Source organism: Parasphingopyxis sp. (assembly GCF_052168295.1).
Taxonomy (GTDB): domain Bacteria; phylum Pseudomonadota; class Alphaproteobacteria; order Sphingomonadales; family Sphingomonadaceae; genus Parasphingopyxis.
Genome location: NZ_JBQLZN010000042.1, coordinates 1 through 11,457, shown reverse-complemented (window position 1 = coordinate 11,457; position 11,457 = coordinate 1). Strand labels below are relative to the sequence as shown.

The 11,457-nt window shown below is 65.7% G+C and carries 11 protein-coding genes; all 11 read right to left on the bottom strand.

Features of this window, described 5'->3' with window-relative positions:
- Positions 1–729 (bottom strand): 5-aminolevulinate synthase (gene hemA, locus ACTS1Z_RS07615; protein WP_442623850.1); only part of this gene is annotated, 729 nt, incomplete at its 3' end.
- Positions 730–743: 14 nt separating this feature from the next.
- Entirely contained in the window at positions 744–1,529 is a 786-nt protein-coding gene (puhE, locus tag ACTS1Z_RS07610) for a putative photosynthetic complex assembly protein PuhE (protein WP_442623849.1), read from the bottom strand.
- Positions 1,523–2,587, bottom strand: a complete 1,065-nt coding sequence (gene acsF, locus ACTS1Z_RS07605; protein WP_442623848.1) for a magnesium-protoporphyrin IX monomethyl ester (oxidative) cyclase — start codon at positions 2,585–2,587, stop codon at positions 1,523–1,525. Before acsF ends, puhE begins: the two co-directional genes overlap by 7 nt.
- Positions 2,584–2,880, bottom strand: coding sequence for a hypothetical protein (locus tag ACTS1Z_RS07600; protein WP_442623847.1), 297 nt, complete (start codon positions 2,878–2,880; stop codon positions 2,584–2,586). The genes acsF and ACTS1Z_RS07600 overlap by 4 nt, the downstream gene beginning before the upstream one ends.
- Positions 2,880–3,353: a photosynthetic complex assembly protein PuhC gene (puhC, locus tag ACTS1Z_RS07595; protein WP_442623846.1), complete on the bottom strand. Its 474-nt coding sequence runs from the start codon at positions 3,351–3,353 to the stop codon at positions 2,880–2,882. The genes ACTS1Z_RS07600 and puhC overlap by 1 nt, the downstream gene beginning before the upstream one ends.
- Positions 3,350–3,970: a photosynthetic complex putative assembly protein PuhB gene (gene puhB / locus ACTS1Z_RS07590; protein ID WP_442623845.1), complete on the bottom strand. Its 621-nt coding sequence runs from the start codon at positions 3,968–3,970 to the stop codon at positions 3,350–3,352. Before puhB ends, puhC begins: the two co-directional genes overlap by 4 nt.
- A complete protein-coding gene (gene puhA, locus ACTS1Z_RS07585; RefSeq protein ID WP_442623844.1) occupies positions 3,967–4,749 on the bottom strand; it encodes a photosynthetic reaction center subunit H in 783 nt (260 codons plus the stop codon). Before puhA ends, puhB begins: the two co-directional genes overlap by 4 nt.
- 14 nt (positions 4,750–4,763) lie before the next feature.
- Positions 4,764–6,191: a BCD family MFS transporter gene (locus ACTS1Z_RS07580; RefSeq protein WP_442623843.1), complete on the bottom strand. Its 1,428-nt coding sequence runs from the start codon at positions 6,189–6,191 to the stop codon at positions 4,764–4,766.
- A complete protein-coding gene (bchM, locus tag ACTS1Z_RS07575; RefSeq protein WP_442623842.1) occupies positions 6,188–6,916 on the bottom strand; it encodes a magnesium protoporphyrin IX methyltransferase in 729 nt (242 codons plus the stop codon). The genes ACTS1Z_RS07580 and bchM overlap by 4 nt, the downstream gene beginning before the upstream one ends.
- The gene (gene bchL, locus ACTS1Z_RS07570) at positions 6,916–7,806 is read right to left on the bottom strand and encodes a ferredoxin:protochlorophyllide reductase (ATP-dependent) iron-sulfur ATP-binding protein (protein ID WP_442623841.1); all 891 of its coding nucleotides are present in this window, start codon (positions 7,804–7,806) and stop codon (positions 6,916–6,918) included. Before bchL ends, bchM begins: the two co-directional genes overlap by 1 nt.
- Positions 7,807–7,819: 13 nt before the next feature.
- On the bottom strand, positions 7,820–11,422 hold the full coding sequence (locus ACTS1Z_RS07565; RefSeq protein ID WP_442623840.1) for a magnesium chelatase subunit H: 3,603 nt from the start codon (positions 11,420–11,422) through the stop codon (positions 7,820–7,822).
- Positions 11,423–11,457 lie beyond the last annotated feature (35 nt).

Here is an 11,457-nt window from a genome sequence, read left to right as displayed (position 1 = left end):
GCCCTCGATCACGGTGATCCGGTCCATCAGCCCTTCGCGTTCGGCAATGCCGCCGCCGCGCGGACCGTACAGCCCAACAGCATGGACCTCGTCGATATAGCTCATTGCGCCATGGGCTTCGCAGACATCGAGGATTTCTGCGATCGGGGCGATATCGCCGTCCATCGAATAGACGCTTTCGAAGGCGACCAGCTTGGGGCGGGAAGGATCGACCTGGCTGAGCTGCCGGTCGAGATCCTCGGGCGAATTATGCTCCCAGATATGCTTCTCCGCCTTGCTGTGGCGGATACCCTCGATCATCGAGGCGTGATTGCCGGCGTCCGAAAAGACCGCGCAGCCGGGCATTTTCGCGGCCAAGGTGCCGAGCGCCGCCCAGTTCGAGACATAGCCCGAAGTGAAGAGCAAAGCCGATTCCTTGTGGTGAAGGTCGGCCAGCTCCTTTTCGAGCAATACGTGATGGTGGTTCGTGCCCGATATGTTGCGCGTGCCCCCGGCCCCGGCGCCGCACTGATCGAGCGTGGCGTGCATCGCCTCGATCACCTTGGGATGCTGACCCATGCCGAGATAGTCGTTCGAGCACCAGACGGTTACGTCCGAGGTCCGGTCGTCGACATAGCGGGTCGCATGCGGGAACGCGCCGGCATGCCGTTCGATCTCGGTGAAGATCCGGTAGCGTCCTTCCTCTCGCACGCTGTCCAGCTCCTCGGCGAAATATTTTTCATAGTCCATTCCAGACCCTCCCCTTAAATCTTCAATCTCTTGGTGCGGCCGGGCAGCGCCCAGCCCCATAGCGCCCCGTCGCGAAACGGCAGGGCCAGAAACAGATGTTCGAGCGTACCGAGCACCGCCATTCCGAAGACGAGGCTGGCGCTCGCGGCGGCAAAACTGTCCGCCGGTGCGGCGAAGGCTCGCAGACCGAGCCATACGGACAAGGCGACCGCCGCGCACAGCGAAACGACCAGCCACAGCCGAAGCCGCCGCGGCCCGAAATAGCTTTTCAGATAGCCGAGATGCGGCGGCAGTATCTCGTCGCTCATATTGGGCACGCCGGCAAAGATGTTGAGCTTGGTGCTGAGCCGCATGACGAGCAGCACGCAGAAGACCATCGCGCCGGTCGGGTTGGGCGCGCCCCAGCTCAGCCCGATCAGGATCAGCGCGGTCACGGCCAGCGCGATCTCGTGATAGATGAGCACGCTCGCCGCCTGGACGAAGCGCCGCCAGCCCTTCGCGCCTTCGGGACAGGGCCCGCGCCGCGGCCCGGCGACCGCGCCCATCAGGAAGCTCATCTCATGCCAGGCCCAGATCATCAGCGCGCCCGCCATCGCCGCATAGGCCGCGCCGATCGTCGCATATTGGGTGCTGATGACGACGATGACGAGCCCGGCCATTCCGGCGATCGCGGCCCCGATCAGGCTGCGCGAAAATGTCTCGCGCGGCCGGTTGTCGAGCCAGGCGATCAGCCCGGTGCTCACGAACCAGATCACCAGCGTCGCAAGCAGCGGAAGGATATGGCCGTACAGGCTTACCATGCGGGCTGCAGCCGCACGGTCGCGGGCAGCGCGTTGCGCTTGCCGGGCAGGAAATACATCCGCGCGAAAGCCGCGCCGGCCGCTGCCATATGGCCGACGCGCTTGATCGAGCCCATGATGCCGCCCTGTTCCTTTGCCGCCTGAATGCCGTCCGAGGCTTTCAGCAGCTTCTCCATGCTGCGGCGGAAGCGCGGATCGTCGGTGTTCAGCTCGACCGGGAAGACCTGCCGGCTGATCGCCGTGCACTTGTCGAACACCTCGTAGTCGTACTCGGTCGGATCGACGCCGAGCGCGTCGTGGAAGACCGGACGGCCATGGTCGCGCACATACATGGTCGCGTAGACCGAGAGCAGGAAGAATTTGATCCAGAGCTTGTTCGCGCCCTTCAGCAGCTTCGGATCGGCGCGGAGCAGCATGGCGAAGGCTTCGCCATGGCGGAACTCGTCATTGCACCATTGTTCGAACCAGTTGAAGATCGGATGGAAGCGAAGCTCAGGATGCTTGGCGAGCTGGCGGTAGATGGTGATGTAGCGGGCATAGCCGATCTTCTCCGACAGATAGACGGCGTAGAAGATGAATTTCGGCTTGAAGAAGGTGTATTTCTTCGCCTTGGTCAGGAAGCTCAGATCGACGCCGATCCCGGCATCCTTGAGCGTATCGTTGATGAAGCCGGCATGGCGGCTCTCGTCGCGCGCGAGCAGCTTGAAGAGCTGTTTCACGTCCGGGTTCTTCGTCCGCTTGGCGATCTCGGCGTAGAGGATGCAGCCCGAAAATTCGGACGTCAGCGAGCTTACCAGGAAATCGACGAACTCCGCGCGCAGCGCCGGATCGAGATTCTCGATAATCCCGTCAAATTCCTCGGTCCGCCGGAAATGGCGCTTGTTCGGATCGCTCACCATTTCCGTAATCAGCGCGTCCCATTCCTCGCGCACCGGCGATACGTCGATCTTGTCGAGCGCATCGAAATCGGTGGTGTAGAAGCGCGGGCTGAGAACGGTCTCCTGCTGCGCAATCTCCATTACATCGGCGATCGGTTCCACTTTCGTCTGCGCGTTCATCGCAACCTCCTGGGGGTAAAACTGACTTCGTAAAGTTCGGCGAGATCGAAATAGCTGGCGAACTTGATCCAGGCGCGCGTCAGCGGCCCGGCGCGTTCGACCGTGGCTTGGCGCTCGAACGTCGCGCTCCCGCCAAAGGGGATGGAGATCGGCGCGCCATGCACGCGGACCTTGTCGCCCGGCCCGATCGGCACATCGCCGTCAAGCTCGACATGCGCGTGGAAATGTTCCTCGCTCTGCTCGACCTCGATCCGGCATCCGGTGTCGAATGATTCGTTACGCAACAGGCCCATCACCCGTCTCCATTTTCCAAAAACTGCATGAATACCGCCCGGTTGTCGGGTCCGAACGCGCCGAGCTCGACCACCCGGCCGGTCGCCGCATCGCGCAGCGACAGCGATCCGTCTTCCCACAGCGTGAGCGCGAAAGGCTGTTGCTGGCCGATGCCATTCATCCGGCGCTCGCGGGCGAGACCGCGCATCACGCCGCGGATAAAGCCGCTGCCCTCCTCGCCATAGACGGCGATCTCCCGTCCCGTTTCGGCGTCCGCCACGCGCACCGAACCGTCCGCCGTATCGCTGAAGTGGAGCGTGCGTTCGGTCACCGGCGCGACGTTCGCGGCGGCACGTTCGGCGACCGGCGATGCCGCATGCGGGATCCAGCCGAGCCGCGTCGCCGTCGTCAGCACGAGCGCCAGCGCGATCAGGGCCGCCGCCATGACGAGCGCGCCCTTGGGGACGGTGGGATCGTCGTGCGCGAGGCTCACGCCACCGCCTCCGTCATGCCTGGCGCTTGCGCAGGCGCTGCGCTGCTCTCGACGCTCCGATCGATATCGACGACCGATGCCGTGGCGCGGGCGAGTTTCGCGGCGACCGTTTCGGCCTCGGGCACCGCCCGCAGCATCGGCTGGACGCGCGAGAATTTCCAGGGCCGGGCATGCGGCCAGAGCATCGCATAGCCGATCCGGTGCGGCCCGGTCAGCGTGAGCGCGATATCGCCAAAGCCGTTGCCGCGCAGGTTGAGATCGGCCGCACCGATCTGCTTGAGGGGCAGGTTCACGCATTTGTTGAGCGCGACGCCGATGCGCAGCACCACGCGCCGGTTGGTGAGCGTGTAGACTGTCGTCCGCGCGACGGCCCAGGCGAACAGCATGAGCAGGCCGATGCCGAGCATCCCGGCAATGCCGGTCGCGACCGCGCCGCCGATGCTGCCGCTGGCGACGGCTAGCGCGACGAGCAGTACGAAATAGACGCCGATCAGCCTTGTATGGAACGCCGTGCGGGCGAATGTCCGCCACTCGGGTGCGCCCTGCCAGAGGATCTCCTCCCCTTCGGGCAGGTGGCCGGGCAGCCCCCTTATGGGTTCATGGTCATATTCACTCATACCAGCGGCTCCTGCCGTTCAGGCGTTGCGTAGAGATAGCCGCCGCCGAAATAGGCCGCGACGCGCTCTTCCTCGTAGCGGGTGATCTGGCCGGGCGTTCCAAGCTGCGGCGCACCGGCGAACTGATCCGCGTTCAGCGCATCGATATGCACCTCGCCCTTCTTGCCCTTGACGATGCTCATCGGCATCGGCGCGAGCACCTTGGGTCCGGCCGTCGTCGCCACTTCGAGATAACGGATCACATGTTCGGCCCGGTCGACCCAGAGGTCGCTGACCGTACCGGCGACGACGCCGTCCGCGCCCTTGACGATCATGCCGCGCGGATCGGAATCCTCCTTGGCGACGCTGACACCCTCATCGGCGCCGATCGGTACGATGCGCGGCCGGCCTTCGGCATCGATATCGGGCCAGCGCGAGCGTTCCGCCCAAGCCGCCGGGCCGAGGCCGTCGACCAGCGGGTTGCCGGTCGGCACGAGCGGCGCACCACCCGCGTTGAAGGACCGCCGGGCGGCGAGATCGACCGGCTCGCGGCCTTCGGTACGCGGCAGCGGCGCGACGACCGTCCCCTTGCCATGCGGAAGGTGGAAGGTCTTGGGCGATGCCGTGCTCAGCGGCCCGCCGACCGTTTCGACCTTCCCGGTCAGTTCGTCTTCGACCGGATAGCCCTCGCGGCGATCCTCGCGGCGCAGATAAAAGACCAATGCGATGAAAAAGAGCACAAAGGCGTAGAACATCAGTTCCGCCACATCGATCGTTCCTACCAAATTCCCGTCTGTCATCGGTCTTTCCTCTCCTAGGTGGGAAACTCGCTCAGGCCGAAACGCGCCGGCGCGCCGGGCTGGACGCCCTGGCGGCTGCCGGCCAGCGGGCCGAGCACAACAAGCATGCACAACAACAAGCCGATCTCGATACAATAGACGATGCCGTAGCCGGTCGCCCGGCCCGCCAAGGTCGAACCCAGCGCATCGGCCAGCGCGAGGTTCGTGAAAATATCCCGGATGACGCCGCCCAGCGCGATGCCGAGCCCGGCCGCCGAGGCCTGCACGGCGCCCCAGGCGCCGACCGCGAGGCCGGCGCTCTCGTCGCGCGCGAGCGCCATCGCGGCGATCAGCGTGCCGACCGAGAAGAGGCCGACGCCGAAGCCGATGGCCGTCGCGCCGCCATAGAGCAGCCCGGCCGAGCCGAGCGGCGCGGCGAAGAGCACGAGCAGGAACGCCCCGATACCGGCAACGCCGCCGAGCCCGGCGATGCGCAGCGGATCGCCGCCCTGGCCGAGCCAGCGTCCGGCGAGTGCGAAGCCGATCAGCGTGCCCAGCGCCCAGAGCCCGGTCAGCCCGGTCGTCGCGCCCACCGAAAGGCCGAGTATCTCTCCGCCATAGGGTTCGAGCAGCGCGTCCTGCATCGCGAAGGCCGCCGCGCCGAATCCGATGGCGAGCAACAGCCGCTTGGTCCGGCCGACCTGCACGAATGCGCGCCAGACTTCGGCAAAGGCGGGACGGTGACGATCGGGAGCGGTTGCCGCCCGGTCGCGCGCCTCCTGTTTCCACAAGGCAGCGATATTGAGGAGCACGGTGATCACCGCAGCCCCCTGGATGACCTGCACCAGCAACGTCGGGCGGAAATCGGTGGCCAGCACCGTGCCGATCACGAAGGCGCTCGCCATCATGCCGATGAGCAGCATGACATAGAGCAGGGCGACGACGCGCGGCCGCGTCCGTTCGGGCGCGAGGTCGGTCGCCAGAGCGAGGCCGGCGGTCTGCGTGACATGCATGCCCGCGCCCGTCAGCAGGAAGGCGAGCCCGCTCGCGGAGACACCGATCGCGAAATCCTCGGGCCGCGACATGAGCAGCAGGGCGAAGGGCATGATCGCCAGCCCGCCGAACTGCAGCATCGTACCGAGCCAGATATAGGGCACGCGCCGCCAGCCGAGCAGCGAGCGATGCGTGTCCGATTTGTGGCCGATCAGCGCGCGGAAGGGCGCGACCAGCAGCGGCAGCGCGATCAGGACCGCGATGATCCAGACCGGCACGCCGAGTTCGACGACGAGCACGCGGTTGAGCGTGCCGTTAAGCAGCACGACGGCCATGCCGACGCTGACCTGGAACAGCGCGAGGCGCAGCAGGCGGCCGAGCGGCAATTCCTGCGTCGCGGCGTCCGCGAAGGGCAGGAACTTCAGTCCCACCGTGGCCCAGAAGGGCTTCGAGGCGGCGGGCCGCGTCATCCGGTCTCCACCATCAGTGCATGCGAGGTGTAGAAACCGCTCGCCACACGCTCGCCATGGGCGATGGCATGATCGGGCAGCCGCGCGGCGATGGCGTTGCGCAGGCGGGTTTCGGACACGGGTTTGATCGCCGGCGAGCGATTGCCGCGCGGGAACAGCTTGCCGGCCATATGCATCGTCTGGAGCAGCGGCGAACTCGGCGCGAAGGTGAAGCCGACGGTGCCGGCCCGTTCGCCGAGTGCGCCAACCACATCGACGATATCGGCCATTGGATAATGGATCAGCGAGTCCATCGCGATCACATGATCGAAGCGCCCAAGCGCCGGATCGAGCAGATCGCCGACGCGCCAGTCGATCGGCAGGTCTTCGGGCGCCCGTTCGCGCGCCACGTCTATCAGCCCTTCGGACACGTCGATCGCCACGACCTCGGCCCCGCGTTCGGCCGCTTCGACGGCCAGCGAGCCGGTTCCGCACCCGGCATCGAGCAGACGGCGGCCACTAAGGTCCGCCGGCAGCCAGGACAGCAAAGTCGCACGCATCCGGTCCCGGCCCGCGCGGACGGTGGCGCGAATCCCGCTGACCGGTGCGTCGGACGTAAGATCGACCCAGGCCTTCTTCGCCGTGCTGTCGAAATAGGTGGTGAGCCGCCCGCGATACGCGTCGTAGCGCGCGCTTCCCGTATCACGGAAACGCTCAGCTTGCGTGGTGGGAGCGGCGCTAGCCATCATTCGAACCCCAGAAAATCGAAAATGTCGCGGTCTTTCATCGGCGAGGCGGTCAGCGGATCGACGCCGGCCCAGAGCATCGCGGCGAGCCTCAAATATTCGTCCTGCGCCTGTTGGACTTCGGGGCTGTCGTCCATCTCGAACAAGGTGCATTTCTTGAGCCGCGAGCGGCGGATCGCGTCGACATCGCGGAAATGGGCGAGCCGCTTGAGGCCCGTCGCCTCGGCGAACCGGTCGATCTCGTCGGTTTCGGCCGAGCGGTTGGCGACGCAGCCCGCGAGCCGGACGTTATAATTTTTCGACTTCGCGCCGATCGCCGCCATGATCCGGTTCATCGCGAAAATGCTGTCGAAATCGTTGGCCGCGACGACGAGCGCGCGCTCGGCATGCTGGAGCGGCGCGGCGAACCCGCCGCACACGACGTCGCCGAGCACGTCGAAGATCACGACATCGGTATCTTCCAGCAGGTGATGCTGTTTCAGAAGTTTCACCGTCTGGCCGACGACATAGCCGCCGCAGCCCGTGCCCGCGGGCGGGCCGCCGGCTTCGACGCACATGACGCCGTTATAGCCTTCGAACATATAGTCTTCGGCGCGCAGCTCCTCGCTGTGAAACTCGACCGTTTCGAGCACGTCGATGACCGTCGGCATGAGCTTCTTGGTCAGCGTGAAGGTGCTGTCATGCTTGGGATCGCAGCCGATCTGCAGTACCCGATGGCCGAGCTTGGAAAAGGCGGCGGACAGATTGGACGAGGTCGTCGATTTGCCGATGCCGCCCTTGCCATAGACCGCGAACACCTTCGCGCCCTTGATCTCGTCCCGCGGATCGAGCTGGACCTGGACCGAGCCTTCGCCGTCCGGCGGCGCCGTGCCTGCGTCGAGAAGGGTCATTGTTGCTCTCCCATCATTCTGCCGCGACCAGGCCTTCCAGCCGGTCCTCTAGATCGTCGCTCGCCGCGCGCAGGGCGGCCAGCGTTTCCGCATCGGGTTCCCACAGCTCGCGCTCGCACGCTTCGAGCAGCCGGTTCGCCACCCGGGCCGAGCTTTTCGCGTTGAGTTGCGACAGCCGCGCGCGCATCTCTTCGTCGAGGACGAAGGTTTCGCTGATCTGCTGATAGACCCAAGGGGCCACCGCGCCAGTCGTCGCCGACCAGCCCATCGTGTTCGTCACATGCATCTCGATATGCCGCACGCCTTCGAAACCGTGCTTGAGCATCCCCTCGAACCATTTGGGGTTGAGCGTCCGGGTGCGCGTTTCGAGGTCGATCTGCTCGCCCAGCGTGCGGACCTTGGTTTTGCCCTGCGTGCCGTCGACGATGTACACCGGCGCGGCCTCGCCCTTGGCCCGGGCTACCGAGCGGCTGACGCCGCCGAGCCCGTCTACATATTGATCGAGATCGGTCACGCCGACTTCGACGCTTTCGAGATTCTGATACGTGAATTCGACGCCCTTGAGCGCGCTTTCGAGCAGGGCGCGATGCTGCATCGGGCTGCCATCGCGGCCATAGGCGAAGCCCTTATGCGTTTCGAACGCCTCGGCCAGCTCGTCGGGATCGGTCCAGGCGCCGCCGTCGATCATCATGTTGACGTTTGCGCCATAGGCCCCTTCGGCGTTCGAGAAGACGCGCAGGCTCGCGGTTTCGAGGTCGCAGCCATGGGCATCCTGATGCGCGAGGCTGTGCTTGCGGATGAAATTCTGCTCGACCGGCTCGTCCGCGCTGCTCGCCAGCCATGCGGCCTCGGCGATCATCCGCGTCTGCAGCGGCAGGAGATCGCGGAAGATGCCCGACAGCGTGATCACGACATCGATCCGCGGGCGGCCCAGTTCTTCGAGCGGGATCAGCTCCGCGCCGCAGAGCCGGCCATAGCTGTCGAAACGCGGACGTGCGCCGATCAGCGTCAGCGCCTGGGCGATCTGCGCGCCTTCGCTCTTCAGATTGTCCGTGCCCCACAGCACCATCGCGATGCTTTCGGGGAACTCCGCACCGCCATCGACATGCCGTTCGATCAGTTGCTCGGCCTGCGCCGCGCCCAACTCGCAGGCGAAGCGGCTCGGGATGCGGAACGGATCGAAGCCGTGGATATTGCGGCCCGTCGGCAGCACGTCCGGATTGTGGAGGATATCGCCGCCCGGCGCCGGCGGCACGAAGGTACCGTCGAGCGCATGGACCAGCGCGCCAAGCTCGTCATTCGCCGCGAGCTTCGCTTCGATCTCGGCGCGGTCGGATTCGGGATGCGCGTCCATCATCGCATCGACGAACTGCTCGAGCTCCTCGCCCTCGGGATGACTGCCGAAGACGTGCATGCCATGCGGGATCAGCGCGCGCTCGAGTTCGTAGAGCCGTCCGGCCAGCGTCTCGATATCGCCGCCCTCGATGTCGAGCGCATCGCATTGTTCCGCGATCATCGCTTCGAGCGCATCGCGTTCGCCATCGTCGGCATCGGCGGAGCGATAGCGTTCCACCAGCGCCTTCAGATCGGCAAAGCCCTTGTAGAGACCGGCCTCGGCAAGCGCGGGCGTCAGATAGCTGACCAGCGTCGCGCCCGAGCGCCGCTTGGCGATGATACCCTCAGACGGGTTGTTTGCTGCGTAGAGATAGTAATTGGGCAGATCGCCGAGCAGCCGGTCCGGCCAGCATTTGCCCGACATGCCCGCCTGTTTGCCCGGCATGAATTCAAGCGCGCCGTGGGTGCCGAAATGAAGGACGGCGTCGGCGGCGAAGTCCTGCCGGATCCAGCGATAGAAGGCGGCGAAGGCGTGGGTCGGGGCGAAATCGCCCTCGAACAGCAGCCGCATCGGATCGCCCTCATAACCGAAGGCCGGCTGCACGCCGACAAAGACATTGCCGAACTCGGCGCCGAGCACGTGGATGCTCGATCCGTCGCTCTGCTGCTTGCCGGGTGCCGGGCCCCATTGGGCTTCGATCTGCTTGAGATAGGGCTCGGCCCGGACATGATCGTCGGCGGCGATCCGCGCGGCGACATTGGCGTCGGCACCATAGCGTTCGGCATTGCCCTTGAGGATTGCCTCCCGCAGCGCATCGACGCTCTCTGGCACATCGACCGCATAGCCTTCGTCGGCCAGCCGCTCGAGTGTCGCGTGCAGCGATTCGAACACCGCCAGATGCGCGGCGGTGCCCGTCGCCCCGGCATTGGGCGGGAAATTGAAAAGCACGATTGCAAGCTTGCGCGCGGCGCGCTTGGACCGGTGCAGCGCGATCATCCGCGCCGTGCGATCGACGAGCGCTTCGGCGCGGTCGGGGCAGCCCTGCATCGCGCGGATCGCGCCGGTGGATTCGAAATGGCAATGCCGGTCGCAGCCGTCGCAGGCCTCGCCCGCGCCGTCCGAACGGCCGCCGAACACGCTCGGGCAGATCGCGCCGTCGAGCTCGGGGATCGCGATCATCATCGTCGATTCGAGCGGCAGCAGTCCCTGCCGGCGATTGCCCCATTGTTCGAGCGTCTGAAATTCGATCGGATGGGCGGCGATATAGGGTATGTCGAGACCGATTAGCGTCTCGACCGCCGCATCCGCGTCATTATACGCTGGCCCGCCAACCAGCGAGAAGCCGGTCAGGTTGACCATCGCGTCGATCACCGGCGTGCCGTCCTTCACGAAGAATTTGTCGATGGCGGGCCGTGCATCCAGCCCACTGGCAAAGGCCGGAATGACCCGCAGCCCCTTGGCCTCCATGGCCTCGATTACGCCGTCATAATGGCCGGTGTCGCGGCCGAGCAGATAGGAGCGCAGCATCAGCAGGCCGACCGTGCCGTTTTCCCCCGCCTTTTTCGGCAGGATGCGTTCGCTCTCGGAGAGGCGCTGCCGTGCGCGCGGGTGATAGACGCCGACTTCCGGATATTCGAGCGGCGCTTCGGCCTTCATCGCGCCGCGCAGCTCTTCGCGCGCGCCGCTCGCATAGCGGTCGATCAGCGCGCGGACCATTTGCACGACATTATCGTCGGAACCGGCCAGCCAATACTGTAGGGTGAGGAAATAGGCGCGCACATCCTGCGCCGTACCCGGGATGAAACGCAGGATCTTCGGCAGGCGGCGCAGCATGCGCATCTGCTTCTGCCCCGAGCTCGCGCCGGGCTTTTTCGAGCCGCGCAATTTCTTGAGCAGCGCGAGCGGGCCTTTGGCGGGCGCGTCCATGCGATAGTCGCCGAGCCGGGTCAGCTTCACGATCTCGCCGGCGGACATCAGGCCGAGCATCGCGTCGCATTCCTCACGCCGCGCTTCGAGCGCCGGGCGGATCGCGCGGACATGGTCTTCAAGGAACAGCATCGTCGCGATGACGATGTCGCCCCTAGCGATATCGGCCTTGGCGCGTTCGAGCGTCTCGGGATCGCGGTCCCAATCGGCGGCGGCGTGGAAATCGATGCTCACACCCTGATCGGCGAGCCGCGCTTCGGCGCGTTCGGCCGCCGCGGACAGATGATTATCGAGCGTCACGATGACGACGCGGACCGCGGGATCGCGCGGGGTGGAAGGCGCGCTACCGTGCATAATGCGCCTTCGCGTCATACAGGGTTTCGAGATCG

Coding starts and splice junctions, on each gene's coding strand:
- puhB (WP_442623845.1), bottom strand. CDS start 3,970: ATGAGTGAATATGACCATGAACCCATAAGGGGGCTGCCCGGCCACCTG.
- bchL (WP_442623841.1), bottom strand. CDS start 7,806: ATGACCCTTCTCGACGCAGGCACGGCGCCGCCGGACGGCGAAGGCTCG.
- ACTS1Z_RS07565 (WP_442623840.1), bottom strand. CDS start 11,422: ATGCACGGTAGCGCGCCTTCCACCCCGCGCGATCCCGCGGTCCGCGTC.
- ACTS1Z_RS07600 (WP_442623847.1), bottom strand. CDS start 2,880: ATGGGCCTGTTGCGTAACGAATCATTCGACACCGGATGCCGGATCGAG.
- bchM (WP_442623842.1), bottom strand. CDS start 6,916: ATGGCTAGCGCCGCTCCCACCACGCAAGCTGAGCGTTTCCGTGATACG.
- puhA (WP_442623844.1), bottom strand. CDS start 4,749: ATGACAGACGGGAATTTGGTAGGAACGATCGATGTGGCGGAACTGATG.
- ACTS1Z_RS07580 (WP_442623843.1), bottom strand. CDS start 6,191: ATGACGCGGCCCGCCGCCTCGAAGCCCTTCTGGGCCACGGTGGGACTG.
- puhE (WP_442623849.1), bottom strand. CDS start 1,529: ATGGTAAGCCTGTACGGCCATATCCTTCCGCTGCTTGCGACGCTGGTG.
- acsF (WP_442623848.1), bottom strand. CDS start 2,587: ATGAACGCGCAGACGAAAGTGGAACCGATCGCCGATGTAATGGAGATT.